Here is a 19,675-nt window from a genome sequence, read left to right as displayed (position 1 = left end):
CAAGGCGAGGCGAGGACCCGGTCATGGACCACCTGATCATCCGCAAAGAGCCCAGACCGGACGCCGTCTTCATGCTCCAGGACTACGAGCGTGCCCGCGCGGACTTCACCTGGGACGAGGCTCGATCCTGGCTGTCAGGGCTGCCCGGAGGAGAGGGGCTCAACATCGGATACGAGGCCGTCGACCGACACCTGGCGGCAGGTCACGGCGGGCGGGAGGCCCTCCGCTGCATCGCGGCCGACGACACCGTCACCCACCTCACATATGGCGAGCTCGGCGGCCTCACAGGCCGCTTCGCCAACGCACTCACAACCCTCGGCGTGGGCCGGCAGGAGAGGGTCTTCACGCTCCTCGGCCGCTGCCCTGAACTGTATGTGGCTGTCCTGGGCACATTGCGCAGCGCGCGCGTGCTGTGCCCGCTCTTCTCGGCCTTCGGGCCCGAGCCCGTGCGCCAGCGGCTGGAGCTGGGCGATGCCCGGGTCCTTGTCACCACCGAGGCGCTGTACCGGCGCAAGGTCGAGGAGAACAGGCACCGCCTGCCCCATCTGGACCATGTCCTGCTCGTGGGTCCGGTCACTGATCCACCCCCGGGGACCGTTTCCTTCGCCGAGCTCATGGAGCATGCCCCGCAGGAGTACGTCGTGCCGCCCACCGATCCGGAGGACATGGCGCTGCTGCATTTCACGAGCGGCACGACCGGTGCCCCCAAGGGCGCGGTCCATGTGCACGAGGCGGTCGTGGCCCACCACGCGACGGCGGCCTTCGCGCTCGACCTTCGCCAGGAGGACGTCTACTGGTGCACGGCGGACCCCGGGTGGGTGACGGGCACCTCGTACGGGATCATCGCCCCGCTCACCCACGGCGCGACGGTCGTGGTGGACGAGGGCGACTTCGATGTACACCGGTGGTACCGGATCCTGGACAGCGAGCGAGTCACCGTCTGGTACACGGCCCCGACGGCCGTCCGCATGCTGATGCGCGCCACGCCCAGGGAGGGTACCCGGGAGCTCCCGGGGCCGTACGACCTGTCGGCCCTCCGATTCATCGCCAGCGTGGGCGAGCCGCTGAACCCCGAAGCCGTGCTGTGGGGGCAGGATGTCCTCGGTCTGCCCATTCATGACAACTGGTGGCAGACGGAGACCGGCGCCATCATGATCGCCAACTTTGCCTCCAGTGACATCCGTCCGGGCTCGATGGGGCGCCCACTGCCCGGAGTCGAGGCCGCGCTACTGCAACGCGGCGAGGACGGCCGCGCAGAGATCACCGACGGGCGCGTGCGCGTGATCGGCGAAGCGGGTGTCGAGGGAGAGCTGGCGCTCCGTCCGGGCTGGCCCTCCATGTTCCGGGGCTATCTGAACGAGGGGGCACGCTACGCGGCGTGCTTCGCGGACGGCTGGTACCTCACGGGCGATCTCGCGAAGCGCGACGAGGACGGCTGGTTCTGGTTCGTCGGCCGCGCCGATGACGTCATCAAGTCGGCAGGGCACCTCATCGGCCCGTTCGAGGTGGAGAGCGCGCTGATGGAGCACCCCGCCGTCGCGGAAGCCGGCGTGATCGGCCGCCCGGACCCGGTCGTCGGAGCCGTCGTCAAGGCCTTCGTCTCCCTGCGTCCGGGGGTCGTCCCCGACGCGCCCCTCAAGCGAGAGCTTCTGGCGTTCGCACGCCGGCGGCTGGGCCCCGCAGTGGCCCCCAGAGAGATCGAGTTCGATCAGAACCTCCCCAAGACCCGCAGCGGCAAGGTGATGCGCCGACTGCTGCGGGCCCGGGAACTGGGGTTGCCCGAAGGGGACCTGTCCACGCTTGAGAACCCCGGATGACCCGCTCGCGAGAGAAGGCGGAACGATGAGCAGCACCAGCGCGCAGACGGAAGGGAAAGCCCGTCGGGCAGCACGCAAGAGCGGACGCAGGAAGGCAGGCTCGGCCCCCGCGCGCGGCGCTCCCGACAGCCTTCCCTCACCCGACCATCACCTCTCCCTGCTCCGGCAGATGCTCACCATCCGCCGCTTCGAGGAGCGGTGCGTCGAGCTGTACAGCAGCACGAAGATCCGCGGCTTCGTTCATCTCTACATCGGCGAGGAAGCCGTCGCCGTGGGCGTCAACCAGGCGTTGGGCGAGGAGGACGCCGTGGTGTCCACCTATCGCGAGCACGGGCACGCACTGGCCAGGGGAGTTCCCGCCGAGGCCGTGATGGCGGAGATGTACGGCAAGGCCACGGGGTGCAGCCGCGGGCGCGGCGGCTCCATGCACTTGTTCGACGCGGACCGCCGCTTCTATGGGGGCAACGCCATCGTGGCCGGCGGGCTGCCCTTGGCAGCGGGGCTCGCCCTCGCCGACCGGATGCGCGGCAGCACTCATGTCACCTGCTGCTTCTTCGGCGACGGCGCCTTCGCCGAAGGCGAGTTCCACGAGACGGCCAATCTCGCGGCCTTGTGGCAGCTGCCCCTGCTGCTGGTCTGCGAGAACAACCTGTACGCCATGGGGACGAGCCTGGCCCGGGAGCACGCGCAGACCAACCTCGCCATGCGCGCCGCGTCCTACGGCATGCCTGCCTGGACGGTCGACGGCATGGACGTGCTCGCAGTCGAAGCAGCCGTGCGGCGGGCGGTGGAGTCCGTACGCGCGGGCAACGGACCGCATTTCATCGAGGCACAGACGTATCGGTTCCGCGCCCACTCCATGTACGACCCGGACCGCTACCGGGCCAAGTCCGAAATCGAGGCGTGGAAGGGCCGCGACCCCGTCCAGGGGCTGGCCGACCTGATGCGTACGGACGGCCGGCTCGACGACCGGACGATGGAGGAGCTCGACAAGGGAGTACTCGGCGAGATCGACCGGGCTGTCCGATCGGCGGAGGACGCGCCCATGGAGCCCGTCGCGGACCTGCTTCGCTTCGTCACGAGCGCACCCGGGAGCACCACATGAGCACGCGAAAGTCATCCGCCGGGGCTCCGCCGCCGACCACGTACCGGGAAGCGCTGCGCGAAGGGCTTCGCGAGGCCATGCACGAGGACGAACGAGTCTTCCTCATGGGCGAGGACGTCGGGAAATACGGCGGATGCTTCGGGGTCAGTCTCGGACTCCTCGAGGAGTTCGGACCCGAACGGATCCGCGACACTCCTCTGTCCGAGTCGGGGTTCGTGGGTGCGGGCATCGGCGCCGCGCTCGGCGGAATGCGACCGGTGGTCGAGATCATGACCGTCAACTTCAGTCTTCTCGCACTGGACCAGATCCTCAACAACGCGGCCACCCTGCTGCACATGTCGGGAGGGCAACTGGGCGTCCCCGTGGTCATCCGCATGACCACCGGAGCGGGGCGGCAGCTCGGTGCCCAGCACTCCCACAGCCTCGAAGGCTGGTACGCCCACATCCCCGGGATCCGGGTACTCGCCCCCGCGACCGTGGACGACGCGCGGCACATGCTCGCGGCTGCTCTAGCCGACCCGGACCCGGTACTGATCTTCGAGCACGGCAGCCTCTACAACGCGGAGGGCGTACTGGACAGCACCATCGAAGCCGTCGACCTCGACACCGCCGCCGTACGCCGGCCCGGCACGGACATCTCCGTCATCACGTACGGAGGCTCGCTGCCCAAGGCCATGGCTGCAGCGGACGTCCTCGCCGGGGAGGGCATCAGCGCGGAGGTCGTCGACCTGCGTACCCTGCGGCCCCTCGACGATGCCACCATCATGGCCTCCGTCGGTCGCACCCACCGGGCGGTGATCATCGACGAGGCCTGGCGCAGCGGCAGTCTGGCCGCGGAGGTCTCGTCCCGCATCACCGAGCAGGCCTTCTACGAACTCGATGCTCCGGTGGAACGCGTCTGCAGCGCGGAGGTACCCATCCCCTATGCCCGACAACTCGAAGAGGCGGCACTGCCCCAAGTCGCGACCATCGCGGACGCGGTCCGCCGGACGGTGAGCTGACATGGCCGAATTCACCATGCCCTCCCTCGGTGCGGACATGGAAGAGGGCACTCTGGTCGAGTGGCTGGTCGGCCCGGGCGACACGGTGACGAAGGGGGATGTCGTCGCCGTCGTGGAGACGGCCAAATCGACGATCGAGGTCGAGTGCTTCGACTCGGGGACGATCAGCGCCCTCCTGGTAGAGCCAGGCACTACCGTGCCGGTCGGCACACCGATGGCATCCATTGACTCGGCCGTTGCCCCTCCCGCCCGCCCTGCGGCCAAGCAGCCCATCACACCCGCCCCGGCTCCTCCTCCCGACCTGCAGCCCGCCCCCAGTCGGCCCGTCACGCGGACCGAGAGGGCCGTATCCACCCCTCTCGTGCGGCACCTGGCCGAGGAGAAGGGCATCGACCTGTCCACCGTCCACGGATCCGGCAAGGGAGGGCGGATCACCCGCTACGACGTCGAACACGCACCGACCGAGCCGCCGCACCGGCTGCGGGCATCGCCGCTCGCGCGCCGCCTGGCTCAGTCGATGGGCGTCGATCTGGGGGGCCTACGGGGCACAGGGCGCAACGGCACCATCAGGGCGGACGACGTACGTGCTGCGGCGGTGGATCATCTGCCTCGTGAGGCGGAACCGCAGGAGCCGGTGGAGAAACCGGTGCTCGCATCGCCGGCCGAGTCCGCTCCGGGCGCGCGTGCGGCGATCGCAGCGCTGATGGCGGGCGAAACGCGAAATCCCCCACTACTACCTGTCCACGAAGGTGGACCTCGCCGCCGCCATGACGTGGATGCGCGACCAGAATGCGGGCAAGCCGGTGGCGCAGCGGCTCGTGCCGGTCGCCTTGCTGCTGAAGGCCGTAGCACTGGCCGCCCACCAGGTCCCGGAACTGAACGGCCATTGGAAGAACGACGCGTTCGTCCGGGCGAGCGGAGTACGACTCGGCATCGCAGTATCCCTGCGCGGCGGTGGCCTGACAGCGCCCGCACTGGCGGACGCCGACACCATGCCGTTGCCGGAACTGATGGAGGCGCTCAGGGACCTCGTCTCTCGGGCGCGCGGCGGACGCCTGCGTGCTTCGGAGACCACCGACCCGACCCTCACGGTGACCAACCTCGGCGACCAGGGTGTGGAGGCCGTCTTCGGGGTGATCTACCCACCCCAGGTCGCGCTCGTCGGACTGGGACGCGTCATCGAGCAGCCGGTGGCCGTGAACGGAATGCTCACGGTCCACCCGACCGTGACGGCCACGCTCTCCGCCGACCACCGTGCGAGCGACGGTGCGACCGGCGCCCGCTTCCTGACCGTAATTGACCGACTGCTCCAGCGACCGGAGGACCTGTGAACCGTGATGCGGCTCTCGAATTGATCAAGGAAGTTCTGACGGAGGTGGTCCCGGGCGCCGACCCGACCGCACTCTCGCCCGACGAGAACTTCCGGGACACCCTGGAGATGGACTCGCTGGATTTCCTCAACCTCGTCGAGGCACTGAGCGGCCGCACCGGCCTCCCCCTCCCGGAGACGGACTATCCCGCCCTGAACACCTTGAACGGCTGCGCGGACTACATCGCCTCGCACACTTCCCCGGCGTAGTCGGGGCTGGTCGGTCCCACGAGGGACCATTTGGCCCCTCCTCCGACCCTGGCCACGCAGGCCACGCTGAGAGCCAGACCGCAGACCCGCGGCGCGCAGGAGGTCCCGCCATGAAACATCACGTGACCGTCGGCATCGACGGCTCTCCCGAGAGCATGGCGGCCGCCCGTTGGGGAGCCCGGGAGGCGGCCTTGCGGCGGGTGTCGCTGAGGCTCGTCCACGCTGTCGACTGGCCGATCAGCCCTGCCATACCGCGGCTGGGCCACGAGGCGGCCGACCGGTGGGCCGACGAAGCTCTTACCGATGCGCTGGAGGACGTACGTCCCCGTCACCCAGATGTGGAGATCACCACGAGGTGTCTGTCCGGTAGGCCTGCCGCGGCGCTTGCCGCTGAGGCGATCGACGCGGGGCTGCTCGTCCTCGGTTCCCGAGGCATTGGCGGCCTGGTCGGCTTCCTCATCGGCTCGGTGGGCATGTCGACGGTCGCAGCCACCGAGACCCCGGTGGCCCTCGTACGGGCATCGGATGAAACGGCGGACGCGGAGCCCACCCGGTACGGCGAGATCGTCGTGGGTGTCGACATCCACGAGGCGGCCGACAAGGTCCTCGCGTTCGCCTTCGAGGAAGCCTCCCGTCGCGATTGCGCCCTGCGGGCGGTCCACGGCTGGAAGCTTCCATCCGCTTACGAGTACGTCCCCTTCTTCGACCCCGACAACGAACGTGACATCGGCCGGAGTGTCACGCAGATGCTGGACGAAACGCTGCTGCCGTGGCGTTCCAAGTTCCCGTCCGTGCGGGTCACCCACAACGCGTTCATGGGGCCTGCCGGCCCGCAGCTCGTCCAGGCTTCAGCCGGCGCGGACCTCGTTGTCGTCGGCCGGCATCTGCGCCGCTCGCCTCTGGGCGCGCATCTCGGACCGGTGGCTCATGCCGTTCTGCACCATGCCGCCGCACCTGTCGCCGTCATCGCCCACGACTGACGGACCCGCATGCAAGGGAGATCAGGCCATGCCGCATCGCACTCGCCACCACCCCATCGGCCTCATCTCGGAGGCCGCCTGCTCCGCCGGCAGGCCGGCCTTCCCGGCACCGACGGTCGGGACCACATGCGCGGGACGGCCGACGTGGACCAGCACGCCACGCTGCAAAGGCGGAAAGGGTCCGCCCGCTTCTCGCGGATCCAGATTGCGCGGTGCACGGCCGCCAGCCGCTTCTCCGCATCCGTAAGGACTCTTTCCGTCAATTTCATTCAAGCACCGCCAGTACGCGGCCAACAGGGCCGGTCAGTCCCCAGCGGACCCCGGACGGCCCTACCTCCGGAGGACGGCGATATCGAGGATCGAAATACGGGCTGATATTTCAGGAGGCGTCATGAAGCACCTGCGCACCGTCGACGACGTAATGACGCATGCCGTCATCTCCGTCGATCGCGGAGCACAATTCAAGGACGTGGTGGAGACCATGCGGCAATGGCGGATCAGTGCGCTGCCCGTCCTGTCAGAAGACGGACGGGTCGCCGGCGTGGTCTCCGAAGCGGACCTGCTGCTCAAGGCGCAGGGCGCGGACGAGTCCCGCGCCGTCACCGCAGGCGAGCTGATGACCGTACCGGCCGTGACGGTGCGCAAGGACGCCACCATCCCGGGCGCCGCCCGCCTGATGGCCCACGGCCACTTGAAGCGGCTCCCTGTGGTCGACGGCGACGGCCGCCTCGTCGGGGTGGTCAGCCGTGGGGATCTTCTGAAGATCTACCTCCGCCCCGATGCTGACATCGGAGAGGAGCTCCGTGAGCTGATCATGGCTGAGCTCATCCCCGCCGGTTCGGCCGAGGTACACGTCCACGTCGCAAACGGAATCGTCTACCTCCACGGCTCCGTCCCCGACGCGACTCTGCGGGACGTGTTGATGCGTGTCGCACGCACGGTACCGGGAGTCGTGGACGTCACGGCGCAGTTCGACGTCGAAGTTCCCGCATAGGGAGGACGACGATGAGGCACCGCAGCGTCGCCGAACTGATGACTCCGACAGCCGTCAGTGTCCAGCGCGGCACCCCGTTCAAGGAGATCGCCCGGCTCCTCGACGAGTTCGACATCACCGCTGTGCCCGTCGTGGACGAGTCCGAGCGTCCCGTGGGCGTCGTCTCCGAAGCGGACCTGCTCCGCAGACGTGATGGCGGAAGTGGCACGACCACCGCATCCGACGTCATGACCAGCCCGGCCATCACCGCTGATCCCGAGTGGAGCGTCGTCCGCGCGGCGCGCGTCACGCGCAAACACTCGGTCAAGCGACTGCCCGTGGTGGACGCCGCCACCGGCCGGCTCATCGGGATCCTGAGCCGCAGCGACCTCCTTCAACTCTTCCTGCGCCGTGACCACGCGATCCAGGAAGAGATCCTCGAAGACGTACTGACCCGCACACTCCGGCTCAGCCCTTCCGCTCTGACCGTCGAGGTCACCGATGGCGTGGTGACCCTCAGCGGCACGGTGGTACGACACAGCCTCGTCCCCATCGTCGTGCGGCTGTGCCAGAGCGTCGACGGAGTGGTGGACGTGATCGATCGGCTCAACTACGAGCATGAAGACATGTCGCTCGGCTCGCCGACGGCCACCGAGCGGTAGGAGAAGACCGTGAGGCATCGAGAAGTGAGCGAGCTGATGACCCGGGAGGTCGTCACCGTCCCCCAGAACGCCGCCTTCAAGGACATCGTCCGGACACTCCTGGAACACCAGGTGTCGGCAGTCCCCGTCGTCGACACCGCGGGGCATCCCCTCGGACTGATCTCGGAAGGGGACCTCCTGCCGAAGTCCGCAGGCCAAGGTGACTACTTCCGGTCGCTGCCCGAACGGGAAGCGTGGCAAGAGGAGAAGGCAGCGGGGTTGCGTGCCGAAGAGCTGATGTCTGCTCCTCCCGTATGCGCCAGACCCGACTGGACCGTCGCCGAAGCCGCCAGGCTGATGGAAGCGCAAGGCGTCAAACGTCTCCTCGTCGTCGACGAGACGGACACGCTGGTCGGCATCGTCAGCCGGCGGGATCTGCTGCGCATCTTCCTCCGTGACGACGATGCGATCCGCCACGAGATCACGAGTGACATCCTCGACCGCACCCTGCGCCAGAGCTCCACCGCCATCACCGTGGACGTGACCGACGGCCGGGTCCAGCTGCACGGAACGGTGCAGTTCAAGAGCCTCATCCCGGTCATCGAAAGGCTCTGCCGCACGGTGGACGGCGTGGTCTCGGTGAAGGAGCAGCTCGGCTTCGCCGTCGACGACACCCTCGCACCCTGAGGAGCTGAGCCTCATGATGCCAAGCGCCCTCCACCCGGTCCTGGTCTCGGCCCGGCTGGACTCTCCCTTGTCCCGGTGGCTCTGGCTGATCAAATGGGTCCTTGCAGTTCCGCACTACATCGTGCTGCTCTTCCTTTGGATCGCCTTCGTCGTCATCAGCGTGATCGCGTTCTTCGCCATCCTCCTCATCGAGCGGTACCCGCGCCCCCTCTTCGACTTCAACCTCGGTGTGTTGCGCTGGTCGTGGCGTGTGTCGTACTACGCCTACGGAGCGCTGGGCACCGACAGGTACCCGCCGTTCAGCCTCGGCCCCGAACCCGACTATCCGGCCCGGCTGGACATCGCCTACCCCGAGCGCCTCTCCCGGGGCCTGGTCCTGGTGAAGTGGTGGCTGCTCGCCATCCCGCACTACCTCGTGATCGGCTTCTTCACCGGTGCCGTGCGAGGCGGCTGGTGGGGCGGCGGCCTGATCGGTCTCCTCGCGCTCATCGCGGTCGTCACGCTGGCCTTCACCGAGAAGTACCCACGCGATCTGTTCGACCTCGTCATCGGGCTCAACAGGTGGGTGCTGCGCGTTGCGGCCTATTCCGGTCTCATGACCGACGTATACCCGCCGTTCCGCCTGGACATGGGGGGAGAGGAGCCCCCCGACCGCGTGCCGAACCCCGTCAGAGAAGCATGAGGATGGCCATCATGAACGGACTCGTCGCCGTCGGCCTCGACGGCTCGGCAGAGAGTGCGGCAGCAGCCCACTGGGCCGCGCGGGAGGCACTCCTGCGTGAGGTTCCACTCCATCTCGTCCACGCAGAAGAGTGGGCGTCCCCCCTCGACCTCACCCCCGTCACCAGTGCCGACATGCGCTCTCGGTGGGCGGAGGCGCTCCTGCGCGACGCTGCAGACGAGCTCCGCGACAGGCATCCCGAACTGAGCGTCAGCACCCGGTCACTCGACGACCGGCCGGCGAAAACCCTGGCTGCGGTGGCAGCCACCGCAGACATGCTCGTCCTCGGCTCCCGGGGGCTCGGCACCCTCGCCGGCTTCGTCCTCGGCTCCGTCGGTATGGCAGTCATCCACTCGACAGAGCGACCCATCGTGCTGGTGCGCGTGGGCGAGGATGCGATTGCGCACCCCCAGGACCGCCACAGAGACCGTGAGCTGGTCGTAGGCGTCGACACCAGGCAGCCCTGCGAAGCGCTACTGGCCTTCGCATTCGAGGAGGCATCCCGGCGGTCCTGCACACTGCGTGTGCAGCACAGTTGGACTCTTCCCCCGCTGATGGGGTACGGAGCTGCGTACGACCCGAGGATCCACGCACAACTCGACATCAGCGCGAAAGCCGGCCTGGACGAGATGCTCGAGCCTTGGCGTGAAAAATACCCGGGCGTCCACGTCGCCGCGCGTGCGACGGCCGGCCATGCCGCCTGGCAGCTCGTGGAAAGCGGATCCGAAGCGGGACTCATCATCGTCGGCCGACGCATCCGCCGTTCTTCCGTCGGCGCGCACATCGGCCCGATCACTCACGCGGTCCTCCACCACGCCCGGGCGCCTGTCGCCGTCATCGCACACCAATAGTGAAGCCAGGCCGTAGGAAGCGAGAAAACCGCTTCATCGAAGGAGATGTACCTCATGACGAGCCAAGTGACCGTGGGCCTGGACGGCTCCCCTGAAAGTACTGCGGCGGCCCGCTGGGCGGCCCATGAGGCCGAGCTCCGGAGTGCGTCCCTGGATCTGGTCCACGCCGAGGAATGGCTGGAGAATCCGCCGCTGCCCGTCGCGACCACCGAGGAACGCCGCCACTGGGCCGAAGGCATCCTCCGCGATACAGCCGACGAGCTGCGGCGCGAGCATCCTTCGCTGGAGATCTCCACGCGCCGGGTGGGGGGCCTGCCCTCTTTGGCTCTGGCGTCCGCCGCGAAAGATTCCGACATGCTCGTACTCGGCTCCCGCGGGCTCGGCAGCATCGCCGGCTTTCTCGTCGGATCCACAGGCGCCGCCACCATCGCAGAGGCCGAGCGCCCGGTCGTGCTCGTACGGTCAGCCGACAACACGGGGACCCCAGCCGTCCGTGACCGTGACCGGGCGCCGGTCGTGGTCGGGATCGACATCCACCACCCTTGCGACAGACTCCTCGCCTTCGCATTCGAAGAAGCAGCCCACCGCGTCTGTCCGCTCATCGTCGTGCACGGATGGTCTCCGCCGCCGATCCTCAGCTATGCGCCGATCCTCGACCCCGGAGTGCAGTCGGAGATGGCTCACGGCATCAGCACGGCGATGAACGAAGTCCTGAGCCCGTGGCAGGACAAGTTCCCTTCGGTGGCCGTCGAACCGCGCGTGACCACCGGTCAGGCAGCGATCCAGATCCTCGATGCCGCCACCGGCGCCGCCCTCGTCATCGTCGGCAGGCGTATACGCCACTCCGCATACGGCACCCACATCGGCCCGATCGCACACGCTGTGATGCACCATGCGGCAGCGCCGGTTGCCGTGGTCGCCCACGAGTGAGGTCCACCGCCCAGGCAGGAAAGTCTCATGACCACAACTCTCCCGGACGTATCAGAAGTCCTCCCCCTCATCGAGGACGCCGTCATGGCGCCGTCCATGCACAACGCCCAACCCTGGAGATTCGTCTTCCAGCCGGACACCGGAGTCATCGAACTCCACGGCGACCCCGGCCGGGCGATGCCCCACGCCGACCCGGACCACCGCGCCCTCCACCTGGGCTGCGCCGCCGCGTTGTTCAACCTGCGGGTGTCCGCCGCCTGGGCGGGCTGGGAGCCTGCCGTACGGATGCTGCCCGACGAAGGCTCCCCGTGGCTCCTGGCCACAGTGAGTCTCCGGAAACCAGAAGTGACGGACACCGAGCGGGCTCTTGCCGCCCTGCACCCGGCCGTGCGGCGACGTCACTCCAGCCGATTCCCGTTCAGGGAGGAGGAGGTACCACCCGCCCTGCTGGACGGTCTGCGGGCCGCCGCTCTCCTGGAGGGCTGCCGTCTGGCAGTCCCGGAAGCCTGGCACACCGAGACCGTCCTCGGCCTGATCCACGACTCCGAGCACCGCGAGGAGATGGATCCCGTCATGCGGGCGGAGACGGTGGCGTGGACACATTCCGGCACGCCGGAAGGGCAGGTCCGACCCGACGGCATCCCGGCCTACGCCTTCGGGCCCAAGCAGTCCGGCCGGGGCGGCGCCGTACGCGACTTCGGCCGCTCCCAGTCCGTACCCGGCCGCGGGTGGGCCGCCTTCGAACGGCGACCCCAGATCGCACTGCTGGGTACCTCCGGGGACGGACCCGAGGACTGGCTGCGCGCAGGACAGGCCTTGGAGCGAGTCCTGCTCCAGGCCACTGCCGACGGCCTGGTCACTTCCATGACCTCACAGCCGCTCGAGTGGCCCGAACTCCGCTGGACGGTGCGCGACCCGGGCTCCGCGATGAGCCACGTCCAGATGGTCATCCGGCTCGGCTACGGCCCCCAGGGGCCTGCAACGCCCCGGCGCCCCGTAGCCGAAGTCCTCGACGTCCGATGAGTTGCCAAAGGAGGCCCGATGCTGGGCGACGGGGTGAGGTGTGCGCAGCAGCGCGCGTGCCGTACCGGAGCAGCCCTGGCGCCTGCGCGAGCGTGGTGCCATGTGACCGCTTCCAACCTGGAGGAGCTTCTCCGGCTTCAGGAGCGCGCGGACATCGCCACCACGAGCCGGTTTGAGCAGTGGTACGGCCTCGTCACCGAGGGCAGACTCACCGGATGGGAAGAAGCGCCGCGCGCCGCCCGGCGGACCTTGGGTGCCACCGCCCCCTCCCGGCACACGGATAGATGACGACCGCCCCCGCCCCCGTCCGGTGCCGCCAGTGGACACCTAAGAGGCCTCCATATCAAGCCAGCCCGAATACGGCTTCGGGGATTCCTCATGCGACGGCGCCCCGACGGCCTGCATATCTCCATAGGCCGTTCGTTTCAGCTGCTGGGCCAGGTTCTCCATGGCCCGTGCTACGGCGAGTTCGTCGCCGATTTCCGGCACGTCCTTGTCCTGGGGTGCGCAGCGGGCGGTGCCGTGGCCGGTGAGCTTGTTCGTGCCGGTGTCCAGTTCGAGGCGGGCCTTGGTCGTCTGGTCCTCCTCGAAGAGGTAGAGACGGACCTTCCATTCAGCGGTGTGTGTCATGGCGTGCCTCCGGTAATGGGTGTCAGGGCGTCGTGTGCTGGTGGGTGCGCCGGACCCAGCGCCGCAGTTCGTCGGTGCCCCAGACGAGGACGGGGAAGGTGGCGATGAGGGCGACAACGTCGAGCGGCAGGGCGGCCGTACCGAACAGGCCTTGCAGGGGCGGCGCGTACACGAGGGCCGCGGTGAAGGCGAGCTCGAAGGCGATGCCGGCCAGGAGCAGGGGGTTGGTGAACAGGCCGATGTCGCGCAGGGCCGCATGGTCGGTGCGGGCGGCGAAGGCGGTGCCGACCTGGCAGGTGACGATGCCGGCGAACGTGGCCGTGGTCGCGGTGACGTACGCGTGGTGCAGGGGGCTGCCCGCGCCGGTGGGGTCGCCCGGGTGCCAGCCCGCGCGCCACAGTACGTAGAAGAACGCGCCCATGACCAGGACTGCGGAGACGGTACCGAGGTAGCCCCAGCTGCGGATGAGCATGTCTCGGGAGATGACTCCTTGCGAGCTCGGGCGGGGCGGGCGGCTCATGGTGCCCGGCTCGGCTCGTTCGCGGCCGAGGGCGAGGGCGGGGAGGGTCTCGGTGCCGAGGTCGATGGCGAGGATCTGCAGGACGGTCAGCGGGAGCGGGACCGTGCCGGCCGACAGCGCGAAGACCAGGAAGGGGACGACCTCGGGGGTGAGGTGGGCGAAGATGTAGACGATGAACTTGCGGACGTTGTCGTAGACGCGGCGGCCGGATTCGATCGCGGTGACGATGGTGGCGAAGTTGTCGTCGGTGAGCACCATGGTGGACGCCTCACGGGCCACGTCCGTGCCGGAGAGTCCCATCGCCACTCCGATGTGGGCCCGGTGCAGGGCGGGGGCGTCATTGACCCCGTCACCGGTCATGGCGACGATCTGCCCGTGTGCGCGCAGGGCGTCGGCCACCTTCATCTTGGTCTCGGGTGAGGAGCGGGCGAAGACCACTTCGGCGTCCGCCGATGCGAGGAGTGCGTCAAGTTCCTGGTCGCCGATCGACTCGGACTGTGCCACTACTTGCAGTCGAGGTAGGCCGATGCCGACTTCGCGGGCTACGGCCGCGGCGGTGGCGCCGTTGTCGCCGGTGACGATGTGCACGCGGAGTCCTGCCTCGTGGCAGCGCCGGACGGCGGCGGCGACTTCGGGACGCGGTGGGTCGTACAGGCCGACGAGCCCGAGCAGGCGGAGCCCGGTCTCCGCGTCCTGGCGACGGGTCGGTACCTCGGCACCGGCCGGCAGTGTTCGGACGGCGATGGCCAGGACGCGCATGCCTTCGTGGGCGAGTTCCTCCGCCGCTGCGGCCGCGGACTGCGAACTGCCTTCCAGGGTTTGCAACACCGTCTCCGGTGCTCCCTTGACGATGACGCGCAGCCCCTGCACGCCATCGGCTTGGAGGACGGACATCAGTCGCAGTCGGGGGTCGAAGCGGAAGAGGGCTCGGCGCCCGGTGTCACGGCCGTCGAGGTCGACGGGAGCGGCGTGGGCGGCGGCGCCTTCGACCAGGGCCGTCTCCGTCGGGTCGCCGTGGAGTTCGCCGGCTTCGTCGCGGGTGACGGTGGTGCACAGTGAGCTGGTTCGCAGCAGCTCTCCGTCCCAGGGGCCGGGCTCCCTTCCGTGCTCCGGGGTCCACACGGCTTGGAGTCGCATGCGGTTCTGGGTGAGGGTTCCGGTCTTGTCGGTGCAGATGACGTTGGTGGAGCCGAGCGTTTCGACGGCGCTCAGGCGTTTGATCACCGCTCCTTGGCGGGCGAGGACGCGTACGCCGACGGCGAGCGCGAGGGTGATGGTCGGCAGCAGGCCCTCGGGGACGTTGGCGACGAGGAGCCCGATCGCGAACATGAGGGTGTCCGTCAGCGGCAGGCCCACGGCGACTCCGGCCGCCAGGAACACGCCGCCCATGGCGACCGCTACGGCGGCGATGAGCCAGGCGACCTTCTTGACCTGCTGTTCCAGAGGGCTGGGGTCGCGCCGGGTGCGCTGACTCAGTGCGGCGATGCGGCCGAGTTCCGTGTGGTCTCCGGTGGCGAACACGATCGCCTGGGCCTGGCCCCCGGTGCAGACGGTGCCGCTGAACACGAGGTTGGGTTCCTGCAGCAGCGGCGCCCCGATGAGTCCGGGGCCGACGAGGCGTTCGGCGGGTGTGGACTCTCCTGTCAGCATCGACAGGTCGACCTCGATGCCTCCCTCGGTCAGCCGTGCGTCGGCGGGGACTTTGGCGCCCTCTTCGAGAACGACCAGATCGCCGGGCACCAGTTCTCTTGCCCCCACCGCCAGGGGCCGGCCGTCGCGGATCACCAGGGCGTGCTCGGGCAGGTACTTCGCCAGGGTCTCCACCGCCTGTTCGGCCTGCCGTTCCTGGAGAAGCGCGAACGCCGCATTGACGAGAACCACGGCGATGATGGCCCACCCGAGCACGGGAATGCCTGCGACGAACGCCAGCGCCGCGGCCGCCCACAGCAGCAGGGCCAAGGGGTGGACCAGCTGCCGTACGAGTTCACGTCCCAGTGACGTACGGGCCTTGCGGCGGACTTCGTTCGGACCGTAGACGGCGAGGCGTCGGCCCGCTTCCCGAGTGGAGAGGCCGCTCGAGCCGGTATGGAGTTCACGGCGCAGCAGCGGCAGAGGCTCCAGCGGGTCCGGGCTCAGGAGCGGTTCCTGACCGGCGGGCAGAGGGGTGGTGGTGGCCTCAGTCATCTTCGGCTCCCGGTTCCCGGCGCAGCCGGCCGGACCAGCGTGGCTCTACGAGATCCCACTCGCGGTCCCACCCAGCGAGGCTGCGCGCTTCGACGCGGCGGAGCCTGAGCCAGACGACTCCCCCGGCGGAGAGAACAAGCACCCCGAAGGCCGCGGCCCCGGCGGCAACGGCGGTGGAGGCGAGTTCGCCGTAGGGGCGAGGAGCCGGCGCCTTCCTTCCGGAGTCATCGACCCAGACCGTGACCGTCCCGCCCACGGCTGTGCCGGCCGGGACCAGGACCGTGTCGGTGTGCCGCTGGGAGGCGGGATACTGCCAGGCGGCCTGCGCCGTCGCCATCTGAGCGTTGTTGACTCTCGCGGGGAGGGCGCGGTCGGCCTCACCAACCGTCGTCGCCGACACCTGATGCAGGTGCAGGGCCTCCGCACGGGCGGCGCGGACTTCGGTGTTCCAGACAGCCGTCCCGATGGCGATCGCGCAGAGCACGGCGATGAAAGGAGAGAACGCGAAGGCGACGAGCCAGCGGCTGCGGGTACGGTCGGCGGCGCGCCGCAGTTCGTTCGAACGGCGACCGAGCAGCCGTCGCAGCGGGCCCTTCTCCGGGTGAGCCTCGAACATGTCCTGCCTCCGCGCTGTCGCCTTGCCGAGTCGCTCAGTTGAGGGCGGCGAGCTCGGCGCTGATGTGGTGAGCCCAGGTCTGGATCCGCTCGGGATTGCGGAAGTCACCACCCTTGCCATGCCGGACCAGCGACTTGGCGATCAGACCCGGAGTGTGGGACGTGATGCTGCCGCCGAAGGTGACGTGTTCGCGTGCACCCAGGCTCTCCATCTGCTGCGCGACCGCCCGCACCGGAGGGATGTCGTGCTGCTCTGCGGAACTGTCGACCGGACCGCTGCTGAACAGCCAGACCGGGCGGTGCTTCAGGTAGTCGGCGTTGCGTTCGGCGCAGCGCTTGGCCTTGCGGCTCCAGTGCCCTGCGTACAGGGCTCCTCCGAGCACCACAGCGTCGTAGCTGCGTACGTCGTCCACGTCGTCGGCGGGGAGCACGACGGCGTCGAGACCGTCCTCGCGGAGGGTCACACCGATCTGCTCGGCGATGCCGGCGGTCGCTCCGTGCTTGGTGCCGTAGGCCACCAGTACCCGCTTCGAGGTCATGACGATTCTCCGTTCCCGTCGTTCTTGGTGCGCTTCACCGGAATGCCGCGCACCCTGGCGATGGCGTGCTCCTCTCATCCGCTGGACGACAGGTCCACTCGGGGCTTTCGGGGCTGGGACGGGCCCCTTCGGTCCGCGCCGTATCGCTTCAGTTCGGCGGCGGCCACGTGCTGCTTGACCGCCGCGAAGCTGTCCGGGGCCACGGAGATCGAGTCGATGCCGGTCTTCACCAGAAACTCGGTGAAGGCGGGGTCATCGCTGGGCCGCTGGCCGCACAGGCCGACCGTGGCACCCACGGACTGGGCACGCGGGACAAGGATCTGGATGCTGCTGGTGACCGCGGGGTTGGTCTCGTCGAAGATGTGGGCGAGAGCTTCGGAGTCGCGGTCGACGCCCAGGGTGAGCTGGGTGAGGTCGTTGCTGCCGATGGAGAAACCGTCGAAGCGCTCGGCGAAGTCCTGGGCCAGGATGATGTTGGCGGGGATCTCCGCCATGACGTACACCTTGAGCCCGTTCTCGCCCCTGCGCAGTCCCTGTTCTGCCATGACCTCCAGGACCTTGTCCGCCTCTTCGAGGGTGCGGCAGAAGGGGATCATGATGATCACGTTCGTCAGGCCCATCTCGTCACGGACCCGGCGCAGTGCTCGGCATTCGAGGGCGAAGCCTTCCCTGTATCCGTCGCTGTAGTAGCGGCTCGCGCCGCGCCAGCCGATCATCGGGTTGGCTTCGACGGGTTCGAAGGGGCGCCCGCCCAGGAGGCGCGCGTACTCGTTGGTCTTGAAGTCACTGGTGCGGACGACGACAGGGGCAGGCCACCGGGAGGCGGCGATACGGGCTATTCCGTAGGCGAGGCGGTCGACGAAGTATTCGCCGCGGTCGAGGTAGCCCTCGGTGAGCTGGTCGATCGCGCAGCGGTCTTGGTCATCCAGTCGTTCGGGGTGCAGGAGCGCCATCGGGTGGACCTTGACCTGGTGCGCGACGATGAATTCCAGCCTGGCGAGTCCCACTCCGTCCGCCGGCAGCCGCCACCAGCGGAAGGCCGCGGACGGATCGGCGAGGTTCAGCATGACCCGGGTCCGGGTGGCCGGCAGGTCCGCGAGGTCGGTCTCGGTCTCCTCGTACGCGAGCAGGCCCGCGTAGACCCGGCCATGGCCGCCTTCGGCGCAGGAGACGGTCACGTCCTGACCGTCGCGCAGCACCTGGGTGGCCCGGCTGGTGCCGACGACGGCGGGGACGCCGAGTTCGCGGCTGACGATGGCGGCATGGGACGTGCGGCCGCCGTGGTCGGTGACGATCGCGGAGGCCCGCTTCATGATCGGTTCCCAGTCCGGGTCGGTGATGCCTGTGACGAGCACTCCGCCGGCCGGGAACCGGTCGAGGTCGACGGGCGAGTCCAGGGCGACGACCGGGCCCCGGCCGATGGCCTCACCGACCGCGATGCCCTCGATCAGGGCCTCTCCCGGCGTGGCGGTCAGCCGGCAGCGGCGCAAGGTGGAGGCGCGGCGTCGGGACTGCACGGTCTCGGGCCGGGCCTGCACGATCCACAAGTCTCCGGTGAGTCCGTCCTTGGCCCATTCCAGGTCCATCGGGCAGCCGTAGTGCTCCTCGACGGTCTGGGCCCAGTCGGCCAGGAGCCGAACTTCCGCATCGGTCAGCACACGCCGCGCACGCTCCTCGCCGGTCGTGTCGACGGTCCGGGTCAGCCCACGTTCTGCGTAGACGGCCTTCTGGCGTTTCGCGCCGATCCGTGCGCCGATCACCGGGTCCAGAGACGGGTCCTTCATGCTCGGCTTGAACACCGTGTACTCGTCGGGATCGACCTGACCGCTGACGACGGTCTCCCCCAGCCCCCAGGCCGCGCTCACGACGATGACCTCGGGAAAGCCGCTCTCCGGGTCGAGGGTGAACATCACGCCCGCACCTGCCAGGTCAGACCGGACCATCACCTGGATGCCGACGGAGAGCGCGACAGAGAGATGGTCGAAACCCATCCGTTCCCGGTAGTCGATCGCACGGTCGGTGAAGAGCGATGCGTAGCAGCGGTGGCAGGACTCCAGCAGCTGGGCGGGCCCCCGGACGTTCAGGTAGGTCTCCTGCTGCCCCGCGAAGCTCGCCTCCGGAAGGTCCTCGGCCGTGGCGCTACTGCGTACGGCGACCTCAGGTTCCTCCCGCCCCTGGTCACGGGCGAGCTGCTCGTACGCCGAGACGATCTCGGTGCGCAGCGCCTCAGGTAGCGGCTCGGCCAGGATCAACGACCGGATCGCCGCACCTACCTCGTCCAGCGCCGCCCCCTCGTGCAGACGCCCAAGCTGTTCCTCGATCCGCCCGCGCAGTCCGTGGCCGCCCAGCAGCTCTCCGTACGCGTCCGCGGTCGTGGCGAACCCGGGAGGCACCCGCACACCGGCAGAGGCCAGGTGGGCGGTCATCTCTCCCAGGGAGGCGTTCTTGCCGCCCACGCGACCGACGTCCTGCCGGCCGAGTTCTACGAACGGTATGACGCGTCCAGTGGTTGCCATGACGTCCTCCGTCGTACGTGCGGTGATCGAGGGGCTCAGTAGGGCAGCGGGCGGCCGGACGGGCTGCGCAGGTCCAGCGGCGCGGGCTTGTGAGGCTGCTTCGGTCGGGTCTGGATCCGAATGCGCTGCATCGTCGTCACCTCTTCGGGAGGGGAGCCCTGAGCGGCGTCCGAATTCCACGATCACGCTGCGCGGTGCCCGGGCCGCAGTACCGAGGGGGTCAGGAGCAGGGGGCCGAGTGGGCCGTACCTGGGAGGGACCGATCGGTCCATGGGCCTCAACAGGCCGTGGCTCCCAGGAGCAGAAGGACATGCCGCCAAGATCAAGATGCTCATCCAGACACCTCCGAGCGGTTGGTCCAGG

18 protein-coding genes and 1 pseudogene are annotated in these 19,675 nt (G+C 68.9%); 14 read left to right on the top strand and 5 right to left on the bottom strand.

Going from position 1 to position 19,675, the window contains the following annotated elements; all coding sequences use genetic code 11:
• Positions 1–23 precede the first annotated feature (23 nt).
• The 14 genes and pseudogenes from acsA to OG509_RS33875 all read left to right on the top strand — a co-directional run bounded on the left by acsA (position 24) and on the right by OG509_RS33875 (position 12,308).
• The gene (gene acsA, locus OG509_RS33940) at positions 24–1,817 is read left to right on the top strand and encodes an acetate--CoA ligase (protein WP_406186406.1); all 1,794 of its coding nucleotides are present in this window, start codon (positions 24–26) and stop codon (positions 1,815–1,817) included.
• A gap of 25 nt (positions 1,818–1,842) precedes the next feature.
• A complete protein-coding gene (pdhA, locus tag OG509_RS33935; RefSeq protein WP_406186405.1) occupies positions 1,843–2,922 on the top strand; it encodes a pyruvate dehydrogenase (acetyl-transferring) E1 component subunit alpha in 1,080 nt (359 codons plus the stop codon).
• Complete coding sequence (locus OG509_RS33930; RefSeq protein ID WP_406186404.1) at positions 2,919–3,923, top strand: alpha-ketoacid dehydrogenase subunit beta; 1,005 nt, start codon at positions 2,919–2,921, stop codon at positions 3,921–3,923. The genes pdhA and OG509_RS33930 overlap by 4 nt, the downstream gene beginning before the upstream one ends.
• A gap of 1 nt (position 3,924) precedes the next feature.
• A pseudogene (locus OG509_RS33925) lies at positions 3,925–4,461 on the top strand (E3 binding domain-containing protein); the annotation flags it as partial.
• A 229-nt stretch (positions 4,462–4,690) separates the two neighbouring features.
• Positions 4,691–5,254 (top strand): 2-oxo acid dehydrogenase subunit E2, encoded by a 564-nt coding sequence (locus tag OG509_RS33920; RefSeq protein ID WP_406187762.1) that lies wholly within the window; start codon positions 4,691–4,693, stop codon positions 5,252–5,254.
• Complete coding sequence (locus tag OG509_RS33915) at positions 5,251–5,502, top strand: acyl carrier protein (RefSeq protein ID WP_373914477.1); 252 nt, start codon at positions 5,251–5,253, stop codon at positions 5,500–5,502. The genes OG509_RS33920 and OG509_RS33915 overlap by 4 nt, the downstream gene beginning before the upstream one ends.
• Positions 5,503–5,612: 110 nt before the next feature.
• On the top strand, positions 5,613–6,482 hold the full coding sequence (locus OG509_RS33910) for a universal stress protein (RefSeq protein WP_406186403.1): 870 nt from the start codon (positions 5,613–5,615) through the stop codon (positions 6,480–6,482).
• 391 nt (positions 6,483–6,873) lie between these two features.
• Positions 6,874–7,476, top strand: a complete 603-nt coding sequence (locus OG509_RS33905) for a CBS domain-containing protein (RefSeq protein ID WP_406186402.1) — start codon at positions 6,874–6,876, stop codon at positions 7,474–7,476.
• An 11-nt stretch (positions 7,477–7,487) separates the two neighbouring features.
• Positions 7,488–8,117: a CBS domain-containing protein gene (locus OG509_RS33900; protein WP_406186401.1), complete on the top strand. Its 630-nt coding sequence runs from the start codon at positions 7,488–7,490 to the stop codon at positions 8,115–8,117.
• 9 nt (positions 8,118–8,126) lie between these two features.
• Positions 8,127–8,783, top strand: coding sequence for a CBS domain-containing protein (locus tag OG509_RS33895; RefSeq protein ID WP_406186400.1), 657 nt, complete (start codon positions 8,127–8,129; stop codon positions 8,781–8,783).
• 13 nt (positions 8,784–8,796) lie between these two features.
• Positions 8,797–9,465 carry a DUF4389 domain-containing protein gene (locus OG509_RS33890; protein WP_406186399.1) on the top strand — a complete coding sequence of 223 codons (669 nt, stop codon included), beginning with the start codon at positions 8,797–8,799 and terminating at the stop codon, positions 9,463–9,465.
• Positions 9,466–9,467: 2 nt separating this feature from the next.
• Positions 9,468–10,355, top strand: coding sequence for a universal stress protein (locus tag OG509_RS33885; protein WP_406186398.1), 888 nt, complete (start codon positions 9,468–9,470; stop codon positions 10,353–10,355).
• 54 nt (positions 10,356–10,409) lie between these two features.
• Complete coding sequence (locus tag OG509_RS33880; RefSeq protein WP_406186397.1) at positions 10,410–11,285, top strand: universal stress protein; 876 nt, start codon at positions 10,410–10,412, stop codon at positions 11,283–11,285.
• A gap of 27 nt (positions 11,286–11,312) precedes the next feature.
• Positions 11,313–12,308, top strand: a complete 996-nt coding sequence (locus OG509_RS33875; protein ID WP_406186396.1) for an Acg family FMN-binding oxidoreductase — start codon at positions 11,313–11,315, stop codon at positions 12,306–12,308.
• Between the two features lie 327 nt (positions 12,309–12,635).
• On the opposite strand, the gene OG509_RS33870 is transcribed toward OG509_RS33875, so the two are convergent.
• The 5 genes from OG509_RS33870 to ppsA all read right to left on the bottom strand — a co-directional run bounded on the left by OG509_RS33870 (position 12,636) and on the right by ppsA (position 19,312).
• Positions 12,636–12,938, bottom strand: coding sequence for a DUF1876 domain-containing protein (locus OG509_RS33870; RefSeq protein WP_406186395.1), 303 nt, complete (start codon positions 12,936–12,938; stop codon positions 12,636–12,638).
• Between the two features lie 22 nt (positions 12,939–12,960).
• A complete protein-coding gene (locus OG509_RS33865) occupies positions 12,961–15,642 on the bottom strand; it encodes a cation-translocating P-type ATPase (RefSeq protein ID WP_406186394.1) in 2,682 nt (893 codons plus the stop codon).
• Positions 15,635–16,258: a hypothetical protein gene (locus tag OG509_RS33860; RefSeq protein WP_406186393.1), complete on the bottom strand. Its 624-nt coding sequence runs from the start codon at positions 16,256–16,258 to the stop codon at positions 15,635–15,637. The genes OG509_RS33865 and OG509_RS33860 overlap by 8 nt, the downstream gene beginning before the upstream one ends.
• Positions 16,259–16,292: 34 nt before the next feature.
• Positions 16,293–16,796 carry a flavodoxin domain-containing protein gene (locus OG509_RS33855; RefSeq protein WP_406186392.1) on the bottom strand — a complete coding sequence of 168 codons (504 nt, stop codon included), beginning with the start codon at positions 16,794–16,796 and terminating at the stop codon, positions 16,293–16,295.
• 74 nt (positions 16,797–16,870) lie between these two features.
• Complete coding sequence (gene ppsA, locus OG509_RS33850; protein ID WP_406186391.1) at positions 16,871–19,312, bottom strand: phosphoenolpyruvate synthase; 2,442 nt, start codon at positions 19,310–19,312, stop codon at positions 16,871–16,873.
• Positions 19,313–19,675 lie beyond the last annotated feature (363 nt).

It is taken from the genome of Streptomyces sp. NBC_01006 (genome assembly GCF_045162725.1).
GTDB lineage: Bacteria > Actinomycetota > Actinomycetes > Streptomycetales > Streptomycetaceae > Streptomyces.
Note: the sequence above shows the minus strand (reverse complement) of the source record. Positions and strands in the feature narration are given on the sequence as shown.

What these genes read in the sequence shown, in the direction of transcription:
- acsA (WP_406186406.1), top strand. Translation starts at nt 24, where the DNA reads ATGGACCACCTGATCATCCGCAAAGAGCCCAGACCGGACGCCGTCTTC.
- OG509_RS33900 (WP_406186401.1), top strand. Translation starts at nt 7,488, where the DNA reads ATGAGGCACCGCAGCGTCGCCGAACTGATGACTCCGACAGCCGTCAGT.
- pdhA (WP_406186405.1), top strand. Translation starts at nt 1,843, where the DNA reads ATGAGCAGCACCAGCGCGCAGACGGAAGGGAAAGCCCGTCGGGCAGCA.
- ppsA (WP_406186391.1), bottom strand. Translation starts at nt 19,312, where the DNA reads ATGGCAACCACTGGACGCGTCATACCGTTCGTAGAACTCGGCCGGCAG.
- OG509_RS33865 (WP_406186394.1), bottom strand. Translation starts at nt 15,642, where the DNA reads ATGACTGAGGCCACCACCACCCCTCTGCCCGCCGGTCAGGAACCGCTC.
- OG509_RS33855 (WP_406186392.1), bottom strand. Translation starts at nt 16,796, where the DNA reads ATGACCTCGAAGCGGGTACTGGTGGCCTACGGCACCAAGCACGGAGCG.
- OG509_RS33905 (WP_406186402.1), top strand. Translation starts at nt 6,874, where the DNA reads ATGAAGCACCTGCGCACCGTCGACGACGTAATGACGCATGCCGTCATC.
- OG509_RS33875 (WP_406186396.1), top strand. Translation starts at nt 11,313, where the DNA reads ATGACCACAACTCTCCCGGACGTATCAGAAGTCCTCCCCCTCATCGAG.
- OG509_RS33930 (WP_406186404.1), top strand. Translation starts at nt 2,919, where the DNA reads ATGAGCACGCGAAAGTCATCCGCCGGGGCTCCGCCGCCGACCACGTAC.
- OG509_RS33880 (WP_406186397.1), top strand. Translation starts at nt 10,410, where the DNA reads ATGACGAGCCAAGTGACCGTGGGCCTGGACGGCTCCCCTGAAAGTACT.
- OG509_RS33910 (WP_406186403.1), top strand. Translation starts at nt 5,613, where the DNA reads ATGAAACATCACGTGACCGTCGGCATCGACGGCTCTCCCGAGAGCATG.
- OG509_RS33860 (WP_406186393.1), bottom strand. Translation starts at nt 16,258, where the DNA reads ATGTTCGAGGCTCACCCGGAGAAGGGCCCGCTGCGACGGCTGCTCGGT.
- OG509_RS33890 (WP_406186399.1), top strand. Translation starts at nt 8,797, where the DNA reads ATGATGCCAAGCGCCCTCCACCCGGTCCTGGTCTCGGCCCGGCTGGAC.
- OG509_RS33885 (WP_406186398.1), top strand. Translation starts at nt 9,468, where the DNA reads ATGGCCATCATGAACGGACTCGTCGCCGTCGGCCTCGACGGCTCGGCA.
- OG509_RS33920 (WP_406187762.1), top strand. Translation starts at nt 4,691, where the DNA reads ATGACGTGGATGCGCGACCAGAATGCGGGCAAGCCGGTGGCGCAGCGG.
- OG509_RS33870 (WP_406186395.1), bottom strand. Translation starts at nt 12,938, where the DNA reads ATGACACACACCGCTGAATGGAAGGTCCGTCTCTACCTCTTCGAGGAG.